Below are 19,594 nucleotides of genomic sequence, written 5' to 3'. Positions count from 1 at the left end.
TCTGAACTGACCAGATATTTATATGGAATGGTATAATATCCATATTTATCAGAAGATCATCAATTGACTGACTAATTCAATTGGGACTCAGATTCAGGATAGTCTGATAATGCGCTATCCAATAAGCGCTGATCGATTTTTTTACTGGTCTCCACACCGAGTTGCTGCATCTGATGGGCTTGTCTGACTAAGTTGCCTTTACCACTGGCCAGCTTGCCCATGGCGTTGGTATAGCTTTTCTCGGCGCTTTCGATAGCCCTACCGAGTTTTTCCATATCTTCGATATAGCCGCACAGTTTATCGTATATCTTTCCTGCTTGTTTGGCGATACGTTGAGCGTTTTGATTTTGATATTCGTAGCGCCAAATGTTGTTAATTGTCCTTAGGGCAACCAAAAGGTTGGTAGGGCTTACCAGCATGATGTTGAGATCTAAGGCATAGTTTACCAGGCTAGGGTCATGTTCCAGTGCGAGTAAAAATGCCGGCTCCAAGGGGATAAACATGAGCACGTAATCCAGGCTGGTTAGCCCATGAAGTTTTTGATAGTCTTTTTGGCTCAGGCCCTTAATGTGCCCCCGGATAGAGAGGACATGATCTTTAAGTGCCTGTGCTTTGATATCTGCATCATCATTGTTGAAATACCGCTCATAAGCGACCAATGACATCTTAGCATCGATAACGACGTCTTTATTCTCAGGCAGGTGAACGATGACATCGGGCTTAAAGCGCTTACCAGCATCATTTTTAAGCTCAGTCTGGGTGTCATACTCATGACCCTCACGCAAACCACTCTCTTGTAATACACGTTCTAAAATGACCTCTCCCCAGTTACCTTGCTGTTTATTGTCACCCTTGAGTGCCTTGGTGAGGTTGACAGCGTCTTGACTCATCTGCTGGTTGAGGGCCTTGAGTGATTCCAGTTGGTGGCGGAATGCACTGCGCTCAGATTGCTCATTAGTATAAGACTCCTGAACTTGTTTTCTAAACCCCTCAAGCTGCTGTTTAAAAGGGGCTAACACAGCATCTAAATGCTGAGTGTTTTGGCTCTGTAACTTCTCACTGCGTTCTTCAAATATCTTGTTAGCGAGATTTTCAAATTGGGTTGTTAAACGGATTTCCGCACTCTCTAATAGAGAGATTTTATCCTCCAGCGCTTGTTGCTGGGTACTAAATTTGACGGTCAAGGTCTGTTGCATGGCATTGGATTTTGACAGGGCCAGTTGAGTATCCATCAGTTTTCGCTGGGATTCCTGCAGTTGGCTGTCTAATTGAGGAAGACGACTCGATTCGGCTTGAGCTTGTCCTAAGGCACTGAGATTTATCTCGACCTTGGCGTATAAGGTTTCTATCTGTGCTTCTTTATCTAATAACAATGAATCCCTGTGGCCGATCTCAATTTGGATTTCATCTAGCGCGCGTTGGTGCTGGTCTGCAAGTTGTTTTTTTACTTGTTGCCACCTCTGTCGCGTCAGACGTTGGTTCAACAAGGCACCGATAAGTAGAGACAGAAAAGCGACCGCGCTCAATACGATGATTTCGGGCAGAGACAGAGGTAGATTTGTTGGCATAAGAAAGGAGGTAATAAAGAATGAAGCGAATAGACTCTCATGCAAGATGACTATCTTCAAGTGGCATCTTGCAGTATTTAGCGTAAATGAATAACTCTTAATCATATGTTGATAATATGTTTGATCTTGGTTTGGGGGGAGATGAGTGCGTTGCAGGCGGTTCAGGAGGTGAATTGATAGCATCTGACCAATATTGATTAAGTTAACTGGGATTTTAGGAAATTTTTTGTTACTTCTTCCTGTCTAATACTAGTATGTGGTTTTTACCGCTTAACATTTAAAAGGGACTGTATAGATGAAATTTACCCAAGGTATCAGACAAAAAGCCCCATGGGAGCTTAAAGATTCAGATGTGACGCCGGAATCTGTGTTCAATGACCGCAGACGAATCATCAAGGCTTTGGGGCTTGGCGCCTTAGGTGCGAGTATTCCAGGCCAGGTTCAGGCCGGGATCTTCGATCTCTTTGGTGATAAGAAAATATCGCAATTTATAACTTCCCCGTTAACGTATACCTCTAACTTGAGTTTCACCGGCAATGGGGCGACAACGCCGTTCAATAAAATCACCACCCACAATAATTTCTATGAGTTTGGTACCAGTAAACAGGACCCATCCGAACATGCTCAAGGGCTAAGTGTCGATCCTTGGCAGCTTGTCATCGAAGGAGAAGTAGAGCGTCCCTTGACGTTAGATTTGGATGATTTAACTCAGATGCTAGCCTTGGAAGAGCGCACCTACCGTCTTCGTTGTGTCGAAGCCTGGTCTATGGTGGTGCCTTGGGTGGGATTTCCTCTTGCTAGCTTATTGAAAAAGGCCGGAGTGAAGAGCCATGCTACTCATGTGGCGTTCGAGACCTTGTTTGATCCCGAGCAGATGCCCGGTCAGAAGAGCCGCTTAATGGGCGGCGGGATCCATTACCCCTATGTCGAAGGCTTAACCATTAACGAAGCGATGAACCCATTATCCTTCATGGCGGTTGGCTTATATGGTAAAACCTTACCGCCTCAAAATGGCGCGCCAATACGTTTGGTTGTACCTTGGAAGTATGGCTTTAAGAGTATTAAGTCCATCGTCAGGATCCGCGTCATGAATAAACAGCCACCCACTAGCTGGAATCAGCTTGCGTCCCATGAATATGGCTTTTACGCCAATGTGAACCCAAATGTCGACCATCCACGTTGGTCTCAGGCAACCGAGAGGCGTATAGGTGAGGGAGGCTTGTTTTCGGCCCAGCGGATTAATACTCAAATGTTTAATGGCTATGGGGAGCAAGTGGCAGATTTATATCAGGGGTTAGATCTAAAAAGATATTTCTAGTTAGAAAATGAAGCAGATTATGGGTAATCGTGGCGATAGTCCCAGTGACACAGTTGGAGGAATAATGCGGTTAACTTCGAAACATCTTTTTTGGCTCAAAACCGTCATACATCTGGTCGCCTTATGGCCTGTCGGTTATCTGGTGATCTCTGTGCTGACAGGTGATGCCGGGGGAGATCCGGTGCAGTACATTATTCATTATACCGGAGTCGGCGCCCTCAATACCTTAGTGGTCCTACTGATGATCTCTCCTTTAGCGCGTCGCTTAAAGCAAGGGATATTGATACAGACTCGCCGTCTAATCGGCCTCTATGTATTTGCCTATGCCAGTTTACATATTATGGCCTTTATCAGTTTAGATCTCTTGTTCGAATGGTCACTCCTGTTGCAGGAGATCCTTAAGCGTCCCTACATATTAGTTGGGGCTGTGGCTTATCTAATTTTAATTGCCTTGTCTATTACCTCATTAAAAATCATCAGAAAAAAAATGGGCAGACGTTGGCAGCAATTACATAACTGGGTTTATCTGGTCGCCATCTTAGTGCCTATTCACTTCTATTGGTCGGTGAAATCTGAAATCATCGAGCCCAGTATTTATATCTTAATTGTCATTGGCTTATTGAGCTTAAGGTTCTCGATAGGTAAAAAACTGTCGCAGACATTGACTCGCTTAAGGCTAAGGTTGAGCAGCCAGTAATCTGAATATCCTCTGGCTTCATCGATACTCTACTTCGAAAGCATATGTAAGCAGCATTTTAAAATCTGGATCGCGAGCTTGATAAGTATATATCTTGGTTAGTGAGAAAGAGGTCAAGATATTTTCTCAGGCCAATGAGTGAGACTCGAATCAATGATATTTCAGTAGAAAATCAACAAAGAGGGGACAAATTAATGAGACGACAGAACAGTTCCTGCAAGGAACAACAGCATTAGATGGGCTCGTCTCCAGCTTTAAAGTGTTATTTTATCATCAATAAGCTTAAGGCTAAAATAAGTCTCAGTTGAAAACAGAACTAAAAACCAGACAGTTTAAATTGCCTGGTTTTTTAAATTAATCATGACTTGCACAACGTCATCATACGAGATGTTGAATTGTCTAGAAAGATTGATGACTTTAGTTTTATAAGTTTGTATGTTTTCTTGCTGGGTTAATTGATGCTTCTTCTTTGCAACCAAGTCTTCTACCGTATCTTGTAATATGAGCAAACGACGTAAACTATAATCAAGCGACTCAATATATTTAGTCATCTGCTGTTTGTTTCTAGCTTGAGATAAATCACTTGTATGTTTTTTATCGAAGCCGTATTCATCTAAAGCCGCAAGAGCTTTTTGTAAGTCATTGTTATCAAGCATTAAAGTTCACTTTTCTCGAGTAAGTAAGAAGGATAGTATTATTACGTTCCAATAATTAGCTAATTATAGACTTTTTGTTCCGGCTCTCAAAGGCATTTGATCATATAAAATCCAAGGCAAATGTTTCAAGATATTCTGGTTGTAGCAATAGTGAGCGAGTCATCCGTGATTTTATTTAATGGAGACCAATATGAAGGGGCTATTAGCTGATTTATTCGATGATGATTATTAATAATAAACTGCTATTGTTAACCACTCAATACAAATAATACCGCAAGCGTACAATATTTTGCGGTGAGCTTGTTACTGTTAAGTGTTGTTGAAGATGACTCAAAAGTAAAAGAGATCCTTAAAACAGCAGGGGGAAGCGACTCTTCACTATGGTGGTGCTTCGTTCAACAGGGCCATACTCGGTGACTTTGCCGCCTTGAGTGCAGTTGATATGGTTGGAAAGCTATCGTTATCTATGCTTGTGTCAGAGACGTTGGCGCGTTGAAACTGATGAGTATAGGCATAGGTACTCATCCGATAAAACACAAAAAAAGGCTAAAGGAAGTCAATGGTATGATTTCAAAGGATAACATTATATTCGCACCGACTATGGTGTTATATTCTGATGAAAATGGCATCGCCACTGTCGACCTCTCTCGCTTGCTATAATTTAAGCTCAGCTATTTGGATGGAACCTGTTATGAAAATTGTTAAATGGTTTTTTATTGTCTTATTGTTTATGTTCGCGAGTTTAGCGGCCTACTTGACCCTGATTTTTGATCCAAATGATTTTAAACCTGAAATAGTCAATGCGGTAAAGAAGCAAACAGGGCGCGATCTCATCATAGCAAAAGATCTTACATGGACATTTTTTCCAAGCATAGGCATAGAGCTTGGAGATATCACATTATCTAATCCTAAGGGATTCGATAATGTCTCCCTGTTAAAGGTGAACAAGATAGTTGCAGAAGTGGAGCTTTTGCCTTTGTTTAGCAAACAAGTAGAGATTGCTAAATTAAATCTCGATGGCTTAGTCGTCAATCTGGAAACCCGCAAAGATGGCCGCACCAGCTTCGATGGTTTACAGAGTTCATCCACGGAAGATAAACCGGCTCAAGTCAATGACACTAGCGCTCAACTGGGCAGTTTATCGAGCCTGGATATTGGGGGCATCTCGATCACCAATACACAAATTCGAATCTCAGATAAACAAGCCGGGACCGAACAAGTATTTAGCCTGGATAATTTAACCCTTGGGAAGTTCTCCTTGGGGGAATTTGCTAGTCTCGAGTATCGCTTCAGTGCTGAAATGCCAGATATGACACTCGTGAGTCAGGGTAAGGGCTCAATCAGAGTCGCCCAAGACATGACTCAGATTCAAGTTAAAGATTTTAAGATAACTAACGTGATAGCCGGTGAGGCAATCCCCAATAAGAAGTTATCTATCTCATTGTTAACCCAGCTGGAAATATTGCTAGAGGCCAAGCAAGTTCATCTCATCTTGGATGAATTAATGGCAGGCGACATCCAGGCCAAAGGTAAAGTGGATATCGCTTATGGTCATAAAGTGCCGAAAATTATGGCTAATCTGGATTTGGGTGATATCGATCTTGATAAACTCCTGCCAGCAACAGATAAAGCTGACAAGGCCAAGCAGAAGACCCAAGCTGAGGCGACTCAAGTTGAGCCTGATTTAAGTGCCATGAAGTCTCTCGACCTCACCTTAGCGCTGACGGCCAAGTCTATCAAGGCTGCAAATGTGATGACCAGCAATTGGGTTATGGACATGACGTTGAAGGATGGCATTCTCGATTTAAAGCAGCTTAATGCCGATCTCTATGGTGGGGAACTTGCCGTGACAGCTCGTCTAGATGGCCGACAAGCCGTACCCAGTTACAGTTTTGAAAAATTGATCACTGGAGTTCAGGTAAGAGAACTCTTGCAAGATGCCGCTGATGTCGATCTGTTGGCGGGCACGGCTAACTTCAGTGTTAAAGGCAAGGGCAGGAGTCTGCTTGCCGATAATATCAAGCACAATATTGCCGCTAAAGGTAAGTTTGAGATTGCGGACGGTGCCCTATATGGAGTGAATATTCCGCAAAAGATCAGAGAGGCCCAGTCAAAACTCAGTGGTGAATCATCATCTACAAGCTCATCTGAACAGAAAACCGACTTCACCTCATTGACCGGGTCATTTTCGGTCGTCAAGGGGCTCGTATCTAATCCAGATCTGCTGATGTCCTCACCGTTAATCAGGCTTTCGGGGGCTGGCACTGCCAACATCATCTCTGAGGCACTGGATTATCATTTAACCACAGCCGTGGTAGGTTCCCTCGACGGACAGGGTGGAGGAGATAAAGACCTACTCTATGGTATTGAAATTCCATTTTTAATCACCGGCACCATGTCGGACCCACAATTTTCTTTAGACACAGAGGAGCTGTTTGACGCTAAATTGAAACAAGAGGTAGAGAAGGTGCAAGATAAACTCAAAGATAGTCTGTTAAAGAAACTAGGTGGTTTTTAATGAATAAATCATTCTTTGTTTCTCTTGGGATTATCGCCTTATCTGCTTGCTCTCAAGAAATATCGCAAGTGGTTGCACCAACTCAAGTTAAACAGCAAGCCGTTGTTCAAGTGGAGTCGGCTAGAATCGATGGCTCTTCATTAACGTCTTCTGAGTCATATACACTGGCTAAGGAGTCTGAAATAAAGGCGGCCAAGATGGATAAAGGATTATTATCCGGACAGTTACAAGTCTCATTGAAAACGGCTTTTACTGTGACACTCATCATCACCAACAATCAGAGTTTCGCCGTGCCGATTCAGTATCGCTCGGGCATGACGGCTGATCTTCACTTATTGGACCCGCAAGGAAATAAAATCTGGGCTTGGTCTGATACCATGATGTTTACTCAGGCAATACGTGATGTGGTGATAGCCGCAGGTAAAGTGATTCCAGTGAAATTTACTCTGCCTAAAGATGCGTTAACTCAAGTTAAGGGAAAAGGGTATAGCTTAGTGGCGGTTTACGCTGGACATGCAACAGAATCGACGACAGTGGCGATGGGGGAAGTGCGTTTGTCTCTAGATGAATACGTAAACTCATTGGCAATATAGTATTGGGAAAATGCCAAGTCTTGTTACAGACTTGGCATTTTTTTATCGGTTGATTGCTTAGTATCAGGCTCTGACGTTCGTCATATCGACATATAGCTTTAGTTTTTGGCCTGGCTGAATGTACTTGGTTTTTTCTAATGCATTCCAACGAACCAGATCATTGATGCTGACTTTAAATTTTGAAGCGATACGGGCCAGAGAATCTCCGCTGCGAACCGTATAATTCACCTTGCGAGTGACGGAAGATGCATTGTTACTGCCTGTCCATATCGCTAACTTTTGTCCAATTTTCAATGTGTCTTTTGGCGCCATATTGTTCCATCGGGCTAATTGCGCCGTTTGTACTTTATGCGCTTTTGCTATTTTCCAAAATGAATCACCTGACTTAACGGTGTAATCGATTTTTTCGCTACCACGACTGATATTTTGTTTTGACTTTACTCTTTGAGTTAGGCTAAGAGCGTATTGTTCAGGATCGTTTGCCGCAACGGGGATGAGCAGATGACGTCCTGCTATGATGGTATTGCCTTTAATGTCATTGACAGCACGAAGCGCCGCAGGTGTGGTGCGATAACGCTGGGCTATCAGGCCCAAACTATCACCCGATTTAATCTGGTAGCGTTCCCAGTTCAACCTGTCATCAGCATTTGTATCTGCCATAGCCAATTTGAAATTTGCCACCTTGTCTACAGGCAATACTAAATTGTGAGGGCCATTGGGCGCCGTTGCCCAACGATTATATCCAGGATTGAGCTTATGTAATGCGGATGTGGTCATATCGGCAAATCCGGCAGCGAGAGCAAGATCTATCTGACTCCCCACATCGATCACTTGGATATTGGCTTGATTGTCTATCGGGTAGAGTTCTATGCCATACTTGTCTGCGTGCTTGATGACATCGGCTAATGCGAGCAGTTGAGGGACATAACGCTGTGTTTCTGTCGGTAGCGCTAATGACCAAAAGTCGCTAGGCTTTCCGTTACGTTTATTGTTTTTAACGGCATTTATCACTCGCCCCTCACCCGTGTTGTATGCCGCGATGGCATAAAGCCAGTTACCATCCGTCTTCTTATACAAGTATTCGAGCATATCTAAGGCGGCAATGGTTGCTGCGGGTACGTCTCTGCGACCGTCATACCACCAATTCATCTGCAAACCGAAATGTCTCGCCATGGGGGAGGTGAACTGCCACAAGCCTGATGCGGCGCCATGTGAATAGGCGAAAGGATCGAAGGAACTCTCCACTATGGGAAGCAGGGCCAGTTCGATAGGCAGATCACGCTTCTCAATTTCTTCGACGATCAAATAGAGGAAAGGGGTCGCACGTTCCGATACTGTCTTGAGGTGTTGTGGGTGCTTGATGTACCAGTCACGATATTGCTTGACTAGCTTTTGGTCTGGCACATCGAATGATAAACCCTGGCGGATCCTTTGCCAAACATCGGTGACTTCTGCAACTTCAATTTTTTCTGCAATGACTTCTTTAGGTAAGCTCACTGGTAGAACGGGTATGGCTTGAGTATGGTGTTCTTCAGAGACTGACGGGCCGAATGACTGACAGCCTGAGAGCAGAAAAATACTCCCTGCTAGGACAATTTTTTGTATGCGCATCGAAAAATAATTCCTTAATTCTCTGTCCCTCTATGTTGAAAAACTCGAAAAGGGGACTTATTTAGCGCTGCATTGTAAGCTGTTTTTTAGAAATTGTCTTTCCATTGCCTTAGAAGGGCGAAGGTGTCCACAGGATTTGACACATTTTGCATGAAATGTTGATTAACTGAGGCCTTAATCGTATTGACATTGCAACGCAGAAAAGGGTTGATGTTACGTTCTGTGGCTATGCTGGTTGGAATTGTTGCTACTTGCCTACTGCGTTTGTTTTGACAAAGCTTATGGTATTGGATTAGCTCTGGGTTAGTCGGTTCAACCGAGAGAGCAAAATCCAGATTGGCTAAAGTATATTCATGGGCGCAATAGACTCGGGTCTCTGCTGGAAGCCGGGATAATGTCATTAAAGAGTCGTGCATCTGCGAAGGAGTACCTTCGAAGAGTCTGCCACAGCCGCCACTGAACAGGGTATCGCCACAAAAAAGCTCACCCGCCATCAAATAGCTTATATGGCCTAATGTATGTCCGGGCAAAGGAATAATATCTACCCTTAACTTGAATTGTTTGAGTGTGATATGGCGCTGAATCTGACTATTGGTGCTGATAGGATTATTGAGATTGGCAATGTTCTCACTATCGGGCCCATATACTTCAATCTGATGCCCTGCATATGCTAATAGTTTAGCGATGCCGCCAGTGTGATCATGGTGGTGATGTGTTATTAAGATCCCTGCCAGTTGTAATTGCTCTGTGTGCAGATAATCTATGACGACTTGGGCATCGCCTGGGTCGACCACGTACACTGACCGATCACCATCTTGGGCAATAATCCAGATATAATTATCATTGAATGCGGCTAATGGGGTGATTTTTAATTTTGAAGATTCAATTGCTTGCATATGTATCTCATCTTATCTGGTGTTAATTTACACACTGAGGGCATAGCTTCAGTTAACCAAGTAATTTATTGCGAAGTTTACAGATTCACGTTTTAATGGGGTATAGCATATAATTATACCACTGCCGTTTAGCCAGGTATATTAAGTCGCTGCATCAATTAAGGGAGTACTGCTTGTTTAATGACATGAAAGTATTGGTACCTCGAACGTGGTCGCAATTGCCTAATGGAGAAAAAATCAAGGCAAGTGTAGAGCGAGAGCTTGAATCATGGTGGCCAAGAGTGTTTGGCTATCATATGTTAAGCCTCGGTCCCTTAAGCGCCGAATTAAAAATGCCTGGTTTGCCTGTCGGTCGCCAGTTTTCTCTGTTCGATGGCGATGGTGCATCTTTGCGCGCGGAGTTTAGTGCGCTGCCCATACAGAACGGGGTCATCGATGCCGTCGTCATGAACATGTTGCTCGAGTTTGAACATGATCCTTATAAGCTACTGCGTGAAACAGACAGGGTACTAATATCCGGTGGATATCTGTTTATTGTGGGGTTTAATCCCTTGAGTCCGGCTTTTATTGGTAAAGTTTTGCCTAAGTACCAAGATAAACTCCCCTGGTGTGGTCGGTTCTTTACACCATCTAGGGTCAAAGATTGGCTGGGATTATTGGGTTACCAAGTGGTGGCCGATGAGCGCATCATTCACCATCACCTGCTGAGTGAAATACGCCAACAAAGCATCTGGCAAAACGCACTCAAGGCCTGGTTGCCCGGAACCGGTAGCGTTTATCTGATCGTCGCTCGTAAGTTAGAGACGCCATTGACACGGATACATGCAAGGCAGAAAGTCCGTCAGCCTAATTGGACCGCGGCGCCCACGGCGGGGAGAACCTCTTTAAAAAATGACACAGTTAAACAGAAGTAATAGAGTTTAAATGCGAATAACACTGAAGCAATTATCAATATTTGAAGCCGTCGCCCGCAGTGGTCAAGTTGCCCGAGCCGCCGATATGATGAACTTATCGGCCCCGGCAACCTCCATGGCCCTGTCGGAATTAGAGAAGCAACTCGATGCTAAATTGTTTGAGCGGGTCGGTAACCGATTAAGGTTGAACTCTCAGGGGAGCCTCTTGCTACCATTGGCTACCGAGGCGTTACAGAAGCTAGAACAGATAGAGCATCTGTTCTCCTCTGCGGAAGCCGAACTCAGTGGCACGCTAAATGTTAGCGCTAGCTCCACAATCGGTAATTACTTGATGGCAAAAAGTACGGTGGCCTTCTGCCAGCAACATACCAGCGCCTACATAAATCTCGATATTGATAATACTCAAGCCGTCATAAAGTCGGTGTTGGAGTGCAGAGTTGAAGTCGGTTTTATTGAGGGACAGTGCCTCGACAGCCGCATTAACGTCGAGGCTTGGCATAGGGATAACTTGCTCGTTTTCTGTCACCCGGCGCATCCTCTTGCGGGAAAGCGGGTTAACCCCATGGCATTACGCGGGCAACCTTGGGTGATGAGGGAAGAGGGCTCAGGTACCCGAGATTATTTTATCGGTGCGGCCAATGCACTGGATATGCAGCCCATAGAAAGATTCAGCTTCAGTACGCCCGATGCGATAAAGCAAGCGGTCAAGCAAGGAGCTGGCCTGGCCGTGCTGTCTGAATTGACCCTTGAAAAAGAGCTGAGTCGCAAGGAGCTGGCTGTTATCGAGGTTGAAGGACTCGAATTAACCAGACAGTTTTATCGTATCCATCATAAGAGCCGAAACTTTACCCCATTATGCGATGCGTTTATCGCCTTCTGTACCAATTTTAATAACTTGTCGGCTTAGCAATAAGGTCTGGCTTAAACTGGGTAACCTATGTCTTCTTGAGTCGGCTTGGCTTCGGCAGCCACTCTGGCTAAGGTGTCGCAGCGTTCATTTTCTACATGACCTGTATGACCCTTAACCCAGCGCCACTCTATCTCATGGGAGGCTGTGGCGACATCTAAACGTTTCCAGAGATCCACATTCTTTACCGGTTGTTTCGCGGCCGTTAGCCAGCCTTTTTTTTTCCAGCCGTGGATCCATTGAGTGATGCCTTGCCGCATGTATTGACTGTCACTGGTGAGCACGATTTTGCAGGGCACTTTCAAGGCTTCCAATGCGATGATAGGCGCCAGTAACTCCATTCTGTTGTTGGTGGTTAACAGGAAACCGTCGGAGAGTTCTTTGACTTGTGACTTGTACTTCATCACCACCCCATACCCTCCGGGGCCAGGATTTCCTAAACAGGATCCATCGGTAAATATAGAGAGCGGTTTTAACATCAAGTTGTTACCATAGACATATTATCGGGCGAGTATACCCAAAAACTTAGGAAGTGTTAGAAAATTTATGAACATAGTGTCTAGTGCAAAACGTCAGATCATTCTCGATACCGAAACCACAGGTATGAACCAGGGCGTGGGTGCTATTTTTCTAGGACATAGAATCATAGAAATTGGTTGCGTTGAAGTGATTGACCGGCGCTTGACCGGTCGCCATTATCATGAATACATCAATCCACAACAGCTCATCGATGAAGAAGCCATCGGAGTTCACGGTATTTCCAACGAATATGTGGCTAAAAAGCCAAAATTTGCCGAGATAGCACAGAGCTTTATCGAGTTTATTGATGGCGCCGAAGTCGTGGCCCATAACGCGTCGTTCGATATCAGCTTCATGGATCATGAGTTTGGCTTATTGCAGCCCAAAGGGCCTAAGACTGCCGATATCTGCGGCATCTTGGATACTTTAGCGATAGCGAAATATCTGCATCCGGGTCAGAAAAACAATCTCGATGCCTTGTGTAAGCGTTATGGCATAGATAACTCACGGCGTGAACTCCACGGCGCATTATTAGATGCGGAGATCTTAGCCGATGTCTATCTGCTGATGACAGGTGGGCAGACCAAGTTTAATCTTTCAGGCGACAGCGGGGCCGAAGGTGCCAGTGACATAATACGATTAAGTCAAGAACGCACAAAACTTAAAGTGATCGCGGCATCGGCCGATGAACTAGCTAAGCACGAAGCGCGACTCGATATCGTGGCTAAAGGCGGACTCTGTGCCTGGCGTGATTGAGTCACTGGCACTGTGTGATATCAAATAAGGGCGTTTTCTTATCGGCGCCCTATAAATAGCATCTAGAGCATAGTATCCGACACTGTATATTTCAATTGCTAACTTCTTCGACGAGGACAGACGTCATCTTTATGAGCGCTAAACATTTTGTTTCGAGCAAAAAATCATTCGCTGCGTTAGTCATTATGCTAAGCACTGTGTTTTCTACATGGGTATTGGCCGATGTTGTGCCTTCGAGTGAAGCCAGTGTATTGAAGAATCGCTTCAGGATCGATCATATGGTCGATAGTCTCACCCTTTTCATTCAACGTGAATATGGTAGTGCACCTGTGGTCATCGTCTTACCCGATGGCAGTAAATGGTATGCGAGTCGACATCCCAAAGAGGTGCAATGGGTCGATGGCTTGAGTGGTGATATCGTGACCATACATAAGCCTATGCCTGGTCCATGGCAGCTCATAGGCAGAGTCGTAGAAGGCTCTAAGATTCAAAAGTTCTCAAAACTGGGCATCAAGGTCGACGCATTACCCCAACCCTTATTTCAAGGCGAACGCTTAAAAGTGACGGCTCAGCTATTGGGAGATGAACAGCGTTTAAGAATGCCTGGGCTGGATTACTTAGTCGAATGGACCGCTCGTTTCATCAGTGAGCACCTGCCTAGTGATGAAAATTTCGCTGCGGGTTCTCTGGTCGTTGGCTCATATAAAGATCATGGCGAAGGTTTAGATGAACGGCCAGATGACGGTATTTTTACCGGGGAAATCAACTTAAATCAGCCGTGGGGCCACTATACCTTTCAAGTCGAGGTGAGGAACAATGTGTTTTCTCGTGAAAAACAGTTTAAGTTCATGTTATCGCCTATCCCGATTGAAATAGATGTGCTTGAACCCGAAGACCCTTTAGAAGGACGCTGGAAGCTATATGTAAGAGTCGATGAAACTGAGGTGCAGTTATCCGAGACACATTTAGATTTTGAATTAGTCGGTCCAGCTGGACTTCAATTACCCATTTCATTAAGCGGATTAGTAGCATCACAGAGTGAGATCATTCTTCCGGAAGTATCAGATTTTGGTAGCTATAGAATTAAAGGGATGGCTGCAACGACAACATTAGGCGGACGAGAGATCGTATTAGCCTTACCTGAACGCTTCTTTAATTTGATCGAGCCTCCTAAGCCACCACCAACAAAGGAAGAGTTAGCGGCCAGAGCGGCAAAGCAAGCGGCCATCGAAGAAACGAAGGCCAAAGATGAAGCTATTTTCTGGATCATAACGGTTAATGTCACGATATTGGTCTTAGGTACACTGGGATTACTGATCTGGCGTAAGAGACGTAACTTGCAAGAGGCGTTAGCCGTGACTCAAAAAAGACTTGATGAAGAGAAAGGTAAAGAGAAAGAGCCAGACTTGGGTTCGACATTAGATGAAATTGATCTGACCATGCCTGAAGACCCTGCAGAAGAGGGAAAAGGCTAGTGAGTCGTTTTTCTACGCAGAAAAGCAGTAATTGATGCTTAATCGCTGCTTTTTTAACTGATCGGTTTGTCTGTTTAAAATAACTATTGACGCGCCATGCTCGCCTAAGTATTATCACCGCAACTTGATGTGGAGCGGTAGTTCAGTTGGTTAGAATACCGGCCTGTCACGCCGGGGGTCGCGGGTTCGAGTCCCGTCCGCTCCGCCAATCAAGTGACTAAGTTTAGCTTAGTTGTTAGTGACATAGCAGCTCAGCATAGTAAGACAGAAGAGTTTAGGAGCGGTAGTTCAGTTGGTTAGAATACCGGCCTGTCACGCCGGGGGTCGCGGGTTCGAGTCCCGTCCGCTCCGCCAAACAACGAAGCCCTTGTCGAAAGACGAGGGCTTTTTTGTGCCTGATCGCTTAGAGACCTCCCCATTTTTTAATATTAAATAATACCAAAAAATGCACGCATGTGTTGTTGGTATGCTCAGTACAATTCTTGAGTGTCAGAATAGAGTCCCGTCCGCTTAGCATAGTTAGACAGAAAAATTTAGGAGCGGTAGTTCAGTTGGTTAGGACTATTTGTAAACATGGGCGGCCTGTCACGCCGGGGGTCGCGGGTTCGTCTCCTGGTAAGAGCTAGTCCGCTCCGCCAAACAACGAAGCCCTTGTCGAAAGACGAGGGCTTTTTTGTGCCTGATACTAAAATGACTTTGGCCATAAACAGAAAAGCAGAGCCTTGGTGCACTGGTGTCAATAATGTTCCAGACATTGTTTGGGCGTAATCCTTGTGGCTAAATCGAAGACATAAAGAAGGAGGCTCACGCCTCCTTCTGTTATTGGTTCAATCTAAATCTTGTGACGCTAGGCGGCCTTTTCATGGCTTTGTTTGCCTATTACCATGGCTTTCAATTCATCGGGATCGAAGTCATCAACATTGATGGATTTCATCCGGCCAATCTCGGCACGTTCAAGCAGGGCAACTTCTTCATCTGTGAGTACACCTAAGGCCTTCCCCTGTGCGGCGATTTTATCTAGCCACATAAATGGAATACGCTTACCCGCAGCCTTAGAGACTTTGGCATGCAGTGGTTCACAGGCGATAATATCGATGAAGGTCTGCTCTTGTACTCCAACAGGGTTATTTGCACATGGGGTCCAAAATTGACCTTTACCTAAGCGATCACGACTGGCGCAAGGTGTCTGCATGATCTGGGCAACCTTATGATCTAACACATCGCTAGGTCGCTTGAGTGGGCGACCGAATGGGAAGATTATGCCTCGAAGGATAAAGCCCAATCCCATAGGGAAGTTGTTGAGTAGATCGTCGAGTGAGTCCTGTAATTTATACAATGAATCTTCGACCGCCCACTGAACTAGCGGTAAATCTTCAGTCTGACGCCCCTCATCTTGATAACGCTTCAGGGTGGCAGAGGTGAGATAAAGCTGGCTGAGTAGGTCGCCTAATCTTGCCGATATGCGTTCCTTACGTTTCAGTTCACCGCCTAATGTCGCCATCGCCAGATCCGAGAGCAGGGCTAGGTTAGCGCTGAAGCGGTTCATCTGTTGATAATAACGTTTGGTTTTATCTGAATAGGGCGCATTGGAGAACCTTGAAGATGTCACTCCGAGCCAGAAACTGCGCACCAGATTACTGATGGCAAAACCGATATGACCAAACAAGGCTGAATCGAAGGTATTGAGGCCGCGGTTAGCATCGGTATCGAATGCTGATTCCATCTCGGTGATCACATAAGGGTGACAACGAATAGCCCCTTGACCATAGATGATCATAGAGCGGGTGAGAATGTTTGCCCCTTCCACCGTAATGGCGATAGGGGCTGCCTGATAGCCTCGACCTAGGTAGTTATTCGGGCCTAAACAAACCCCTTTACCGCCGTGGATGTCCATGGCATCAATCACACACTTCTGCATTCTGTCGGTCAGGTGGAATTTCACGATGGCAGAAATAACCGAGGGCTTTTCACCTAAGTCTATGCCCGTTGTGGTTAGACTGGTCACAGCATCCATCAGGTAGGCGTTACCGCCAATACGTGCCATGGGCTCTTCGATGCCTTCAAGCTTGCCGATAGGCAGTTTAAACTGACGACGAATACGCGCATAAGCGCCCGTTGCCACCGCCGCAGTCTTGATGCCCCCCGCTGAGTTAGAAGGCAAGGTGATGCCGCGTCCCACAGACAGACATTCGACTAACATGCGCCAGCCTTGTCCAGCCATTTCCGGGCCGCCTATGATAAAGCTCAGAGGCACAAAGATTTCATTGCCTCTGGTGGGACCATTTTGGAACATACAGTTAAGCGGGAAGTGGCGACGCCCGGTTTCTACACCTTCCATATCGGTAGGGATCAGGGCGCAGGTTATTCCTAGCTCAGCCTTGTCACCCAGTAGTTGATCCGGGTCGCGTAACTTAAATGCCAGACCCAGTACGGTTGCGACTGGGGCTAGCGTAATGTAGCGCTTGTTCCAGGTTAACTTCATCCCTAGAATTTCTTCGCCTTGCCACTGGCCTTTACACACGATGCCAAAGTCAGGGATGGCACCTGCATCACTACCGGCTTCGGGACTGGTCAGGGCAAAACAGGGGACTTCCAGACCTTGAGCGAGTCTGGGTAAATAATGGTCTTTCTGCTCTGTGGTGCCATAGTGTTGTAACAGCTCGCCCGGGCCTAAGGAGTTAGGCACGCCGACGGTTGAGGCCAGTTCACTGCTGAGACCGGCAAGCTTTTGTAGCACGCGTGATTGTGCATAGGCTGAATACTCGAGGCCGCCATATTTTTTCTTGATGATCATGGCGAAGAAGCCATTATCTTTCAGGTATTGCCAGATCTCGACGGGAAGATCACCCAGTTGGTGTGAGACCTGATGCTGATTGAGCATCTTACAGACTTCTTCAACGGGGCCGTCTAAGAAGGCTTGCTCATCGGCACTCAATCTGGCTACCGGGTAGTTGTGGAGTTTCTTCCAATCTGGATTTCCGGCAAATAGATCGGCTTCCCACCAAGTGGTTCCGGCTTCAATCGCTTCTTTTTCGGTAGAAGACATCTCAGGCATGATGCCACGATAGATCTTTAATAATGGTTTAGTGAGGAAGTTTTTACGAAATGCACTGATGTTCAGTGGCAAGGCGATGGCTAAGAAGATGATCCACGATAGGGGACTCACGACTTCAGTTGCTGAACCGACAGCCATAACGGCTGCGGCAATGATGCTAGATGTTAGCAATGAAACTCTTAGGTAGGCGAGTGTGCCTAACACAAAAAGAAACGCGAGGATCCATAGTAAGCTTGTCACTGTTATTCTCCTTAAGGTGCGACCTGAATTTTGAACTTAGGTCAGAATTTTCTCTGATCATTATCACAATTATAGGTTGTGGTCTGACCTGTGTCGCATAAAATTTAAACCTATGTGTAATTTAATACAAGGTTTTTTTCAAACAAACGTTTAAATAATTTGTGAAAGTCGAGATTCCACTTTCTACTTCAAATCGTTAGAATGCGTTAGAATTGAAATATTATAGCTGTATTAAAGGGTTGAATTAATGTGTGAACTCCTTGCCATGAGCGCTAATGTGCCGACGGATATTGTATTTAGCTTTACCGGCCTAGCTCAGAGAGGTGGTGTCACCGGTCCCCATGTGGATGGCTGGGGGATCACCTTCTATGAAGGAAAAGGTAGCCGTACCTTTAAAGATGCTCGTCCAAGTAGTGAGTCCCACATCGCCGAGCTCATTCAGAGCTATCCTATCAAGAGTGAAGTCGTTGTCAGTCATATTCGTCAGGCTAATCGGGGCTGTGTGTCGTTAGAGAACACCCATCCTTTCACCCGTGAGCTTTGGGGGCGCTATTGGACCTATGCTCATAATGGCCAATTGAGCGATTATCAGGACAAGTTTACTGTCTCAAGGTTTCAGCCTGTGGGTGATACAGACAGTGAATTGGCATTTTGCTGGCTGTTAGAGAAGGTGGTCGACAAATTTGGTGAGCAAGAGCCTGAAGATATCAGCCTAGTGTATCGATTTATCGCTCAGCTAGCCGATGAGATTCGTTGCTTGGGGGTATTTAATATGATCTTGACCGATGGCGCACACCTGATGAGCTATTGTAGCAATAACCTGTGTTATATCACCCGCAAAGCGCCTTTCGGTAAGGCTAAGCTTATCGATACCGATGTGGTCATAGACTTTGATAAAGAGACAACTGCTGACGACATAGTCACAGTGATCGCCACCCGGCCTCTGACTAAGAACGAAGAGTGGCATGTTTTAGCGCCTGGTGATTGGAAGTTATTTCGTCAAGGTGTATTGATTATTGATTATTGATGAGACTGCTAAGGCATGAAATAATGTATATCGTTTTTCGCCGCTTGTTTATGGCTTTAGCGTTAACTCAGTATCAAGCTCGTCTGGTTTGACGGTTTGCTCAGGATAAAAATAATAGCTGAGCAATTTGATATCTAACTGCTTACTGCCTTTTTCGAAGTGAGTTAGACGCACGGGCAGGTAGCCTAGATCTGGTGCCATCCAGAAGAAGGTCTGACGTTTCTTACTGTCCCTGACAACTTCAATCTTGATGGTTTCGTAGCTGCCACTCTCGATATTCATTCTCTCTTTACCTATGACTCGAAAGTTATACTCATCGATCTCTCCCTCTTTGACCATGGCATAGTGGAGCGTTTTCTTTCCTTGGGCCATGTCGAGTCGAAATTGCAGCTGAACCATGAGGGGATCGTACAAGATATCGGTATAATCTAGCTTAGATCTTTCATCTTTATAGCGAGTGTGAACGACTTCTTGCTCTCTGGCAAAGGCGGCTTGTTCTTGAAAGCTAGGGCCTGTGCCTTTCCTGTTATGGGTATATCGCATGGGGGTGAGCTGGTCGCCTTCGCGGATGAAATCACTGCGGACATGACGCCTATCTGATAACACCAGTAAGCTGACGTCGCTGTCAAAACGGTAGTGGTAGAGATTGCCTTCGGGTTTAGGGAGCTGAAAGCGGGCCTTTCCGAGTTCGATACTGCCATAATTCACTTGATATTCTGCGGTTTGTGGGGATAGCGGGCTCGGGGCCGCAGCCACGTAGAGGCTCAAGAGGAACAAATTTGTTGCTAACACGATACGCTGACCCATCGACAATGACGTCTCCTTAAATTTTTCTATGGTAAGT

17 protein-coding genes and 2 tRNA genes are annotated in these 19,594 nt (G+C 45.4%); 12 read left to right on the top strand and 7 right to left on the bottom strand.

Annotation, left to right across the window (positions count from 1 at the left end):
• Nucleotides 1-71 precede the first annotated feature (71 nt).
• Entirely contained in the window at nt 72-1,568 is a 1,497-nt protein-coding gene (gene rmuC, locus HRU42_RS10035; RefSeq protein ID WP_295030764.1) for a DNA recombination protein RmuC, read from the bottom strand.
• A gap of 295 nt (nt 1,569-1,863) precedes the next feature.
• Between rmuC and msrP the strand changes: the two genes are divergently transcribed.
• Nucleotides 1,864-2,886, top strand: a complete 1,023-nt coding sequence (gene msrP, locus HRU42_RS10030; protein ID WP_295030756.1) for a protein-methionine-sulfoxide reductase catalytic subunit MsrP — start codon at nt 1,864-1,866, stop codon at nt 2,884-2,886.
• Between the two features lie 61 nt (nt 2,887-2,947).
• On the top strand, nt 2,948-3,583 hold the full coding sequence (msrQ, locus tag HRU42_RS10025) for a protein-methionine-sulfoxide reductase heme-binding subunit MsrQ (RefSeq protein ID WP_295030763.1): 636 nt from the start codon (nt 2,948-2,950) through the stop codon (nt 3,581-3,583).
• A gap of 332 nt (nt 3,584-3,915) precedes the next feature.
• Here msrQ and HRU42_RS10020 read toward each other — a convergent pair whose 3' ends face one another.
• Complete coding sequence (locus HRU42_RS10020; protein ID WP_295030754.1) at nt 3,916-4,239, bottom strand: hypothetical protein; 324 nt, start codon at nt 4,237-4,239, stop codon at nt 3,916-3,918.
• 501 nt (nt 4,240-4,740) lie between these two features.
• On the opposite strand from HRU42_RS10020, the gene HRU42_RS10015 reads away from it, so the two are divergent.
• From HRU42_RS10015 to HRU42_RS10005, 3 genes are read left to right on the top strand one after another with little or no spacing between them, the layout of a single operon-like run.
• Nucleotides 4,741-4,899 (top strand): hypothetical protein, encoded by a 159-nt coding sequence (locus tag HRU42_RS10015; RefSeq protein ID WP_295030762.1) that lies wholly within the window; start codon nt 4,741-4,743, stop codon nt 4,897-4,899.
• A gap of 31 nt (nt 4,900-4,930) precedes the next feature.
• Nucleotides 4,931-6,757: an AsmA family protein gene (locus HRU42_RS10010; RefSeq protein ID WP_295030752.1), complete on the top strand. Its 1,827-nt coding sequence runs from the start codon at nt 4,931-4,933 to the stop codon at nt 6,755-6,757.
• A complete protein-coding gene (locus tag HRU42_RS10005) occupies nt 6,757-7,350 on the top strand; it encodes a BsuPI-related putative proteinase inhibitor (protein WP_295030750.1) in 594 nt (197 codons plus the stop codon). Before HRU42_RS10010 ends, HRU42_RS10005 begins: the two co-directional genes overlap by 1 nt.
• Before the next feature lie 63 nt (nt 7,351-7,413).
• Here the strand turns inward: HRU42_RS10005 and HRU42_RS10000 are convergent, their stop codons facing one another.
• Both HRU42_RS10000 and gloB read right to left on the bottom strand, forming a co-directional pair.
• Entirely contained in the window at nt 7,414-8,961 is a 1,548-nt protein-coding gene (locus HRU42_RS10000) for a LysM peptidoglycan-binding domain-containing protein (protein WP_295030748.1), read from the bottom strand.
• An 86-nt stretch (nt 8,962-9,047) separates the two neighbouring features.
• Complete coding sequence (gene gloB / locus HRU42_RS09995) at nt 9,048-9,857, bottom strand: hydroxyacylglutathione hydrolase (protein WP_295030746.1); 810 nt, start codon at nt 9,855-9,857, stop codon at nt 9,048-9,050.
• A gap of 185 nt (nt 9,858-10,042) precedes the next feature.
• Here gloB and HRU42_RS09990 point away from each other — a divergent pair, with 185 nt between their 5' ends.
• Together HRU42_RS09990 and HRU42_RS09985 are read left to right on the top strand one after the other, a co-directional pair.
• On the top strand, nt 10,043-10,771 hold the full coding sequence (locus HRU42_RS09990) for a methyltransferase domain-containing protein (RefSeq protein WP_295030760.1): 729 nt from the start codon (nt 10,043-10,045) through the stop codon (nt 10,769-10,771).
• A 10-nt stretch (nt 10,772-10,781) separates the two neighbouring features.
• Nucleotides 10,782-11,678, top strand: coding sequence for a LysR substrate-binding domain-containing protein (locus tag HRU42_RS09985; protein WP_295030744.1), 897 nt, complete (start codon nt 10,782-10,784; stop codon nt 11,676-11,678).
• A gap of 14 nt (nt 11,679-11,692) precedes the next feature.
• Here HRU42_RS09985 and rnhA read toward each other — a convergent pair whose 3' ends face one another.
• Nucleotides 11,693-12,157: a ribonuclease HI gene (gene rnhA / locus HRU42_RS09980; RefSeq protein WP_295030742.1), complete on the bottom strand. Its 465-nt coding sequence runs from the start codon at nt 12,155-12,157 to the stop codon at nt 11,693-11,695.
• Between the two features lie 67 nt (nt 12,158-12,224).
• On the opposite strand from rnhA, the gene dnaQ reads away from it, so the two are divergent.
• The 4 genes from dnaQ (at nt 12,225) to HRU42_RS09960 (ending at nt 14,782) form a co-directional block, all read left to right on the top strand.
• Nucleotides 12,225-12,953 carry a DNA polymerase III subunit epsilon gene (gene dnaQ / locus HRU42_RS09975; RefSeq protein ID WP_295030740.1) on the top strand — a complete coding sequence of 243 codons (729 nt, stop codon included), beginning with the start codon at nt 12,225-12,227 and terminating at the stop codon, nt 12,951-12,953.
• Between the two features lie 131 nt (nt 12,954-13,084).
• Nucleotides 13,085-14,428 (top strand): TIGR03503 family protein, encoded by a 1,344-nt coding sequence (locus HRU42_RS09970; RefSeq protein WP_295030738.1) that lies wholly within the window; start codon nt 13,085-13,087, stop codon nt 14,426-14,428.
• A 131-nt stretch (nt 14,429-14,559) separates the two neighbouring features.
• Nucleotides 14,560-14,636, top strand: a tRNA-Asp gene (locus HRU42_RS09965).
• A 69-nt stretch (nt 14,637-14,705) separates the two neighbouring features.
• Nucleotides 14,706-14,782: transfer RNA gene (locus HRU42_RS09960), tRNA-Asp, on the top strand.
• A 493-nt stretch (nt 14,783-15,275) separates the two neighbouring features.
• Here HRU42_RS09960 and fadE read toward each other — a convergent pair.
• Nucleotides 15,276-17,723, bottom strand: coding sequence for an acyl-CoA dehydrogenase FadE (gene fadE / locus HRU42_RS09955; protein ID WP_295030736.1), 2,448 nt, complete (start codon nt 17,721-17,723; stop codon nt 15,276-15,278).
• 247 nt (nt 17,724-17,970) lie between these two features.
• Here fadE and HRU42_RS09950 point away from each other — a divergent pair, with 247 nt between their 5' ends.
• Complete coding sequence (locus tag HRU42_RS09950) at nt 17,971-18,750, top strand: class II glutamine amidotransferase (protein WP_295030734.1); 780 nt, start codon at nt 17,971-17,973, stop codon at nt 18,748-18,750.
• A gap of 48 nt (nt 18,751-18,798) precedes the next feature.
• Here the strand turns inward: HRU42_RS09950 and HRU42_RS09945 are convergent, their stop codons facing one another.
• The gene (locus tag HRU42_RS09945; RefSeq protein ID WP_295030758.1) at nt 18,799-19,557 is read right to left on the bottom strand and encodes a DUF3108 domain-containing protein; all 759 of its coding nucleotides are present in this window, start codon (nt 19,555-19,557) and stop codon (nt 18,799-18,801) included.
• Nucleotides 19,558-19,594: the final 37 nt, after the last annotated feature.

It is taken from the genome of Shewanella sp. (assembly GCF_013214165.1).
GTDB lineage: Bacteria > Pseudomonadota > Gammaproteobacteria > Enterobacterales > Shewanellaceae > Shewanella.
Note: the sequence above shows the minus strand (reverse complement) of the source record. Positions and strands in the feature narration are given on the sequence as shown.

Bases quoted from the DNA above. Each gene is read 5' to 3' on its own strand.
- HRU42_RS09990 (WP_295030760.1), top strand. From the start codon at position 10,043: ATGAAAGTATTGGTACCTCGAACGTGGTCGCAATTGCCTAATGGAGAA.
- rmuC (WP_295030764.1), bottom strand. From the start codon at position 1,568: ATGCCAACAAATCTACCTCTGTCTCTGCCCGAAATCATCGTATTGAGC.
- HRU42_RS09950 (WP_295030734.1), top strand. From the start codon at position 17,971: ATGTGTGAACTCCTTGCCATGAGCGCTAATGTGCCGACGGATATTGTA.
- HRU42_RS09970 (WP_295030738.1), top strand. From the start codon at position 13,085: ATGAGCGCTAAACATTTTGTTTCGAGCAAAAAATCATTCGCTGCGTTA.
- HRU42_RS10010 (WP_295030752.1), top strand. From the start codon at position 4,931: ATGAAAATTGTTAAATGGTTTTTTATTGTCTTATTGTTTATGTTCGCG.
- gloB (WP_295030746.1), bottom strand. From the start codon at position 9,857: ATGCAAGCAATTGAATCTTCAAAATTAAAAATCACCCCATTAGCCGCA.
- rnhA (WP_295030742.1), bottom strand. From the start codon at position 12,157: ATGTTAAAACCGCTCTCTATATTTACCGATGGATCCTGTTTAGGAAAT.
- HRU42_RS09945 (WP_295030758.1), bottom strand. From the start codon at position 19,557: ATGGGTCAGCGTATCGTGTTAGCAACAAATTTGTTCCTCTTGAGCCTC.
- HRU42_RS09985 (WP_295030744.1), top strand. From the start codon at position 10,782: ATGCGAATAACACTGAAGCAATTATCAATATTTGAAGCCGTCGCCCGC.
- dnaQ (WP_295030740.1), top strand. From the start codon at position 12,225: ATGAACATAGTGTCTAGTGCAAAACGTCAGATCATTCTCGATACCGAA.
- msrP (WP_295030756.1), top strand. From the start codon at position 1,864: ATGAAATTTACCCAAGGTATCAGACAAAAAGCCCCATGGGAGCTTAAA.
- HRU42_RS10005 (WP_295030750.1), top strand. From the start codon at position 6,757: ATGAATAAATCATTCTTTGTTTCTCTTGGGATTATCGCCTTATCTGCT.
- HRU42_RS10000 (WP_295030748.1), bottom strand. From the start codon at position 8,961: ATGCGCATACAAAAAATTGTCCTAGCAGGGAGTATTTTTCTGCTCTCA.
- HRU42_RS10015 (WP_295030762.1), top strand. From the start codon at position 4,741: ATGAGTATAGGCATAGGTACTCATCCGATAAAACACAAAAAAAGGCTA.
- HRU42_RS10020 (WP_295030754.1), bottom strand. From the start codon at position 4,239: ATGCTTGATAACAATGACTTACAAAAAGCTCTTGCGGCTTTAGATGAA.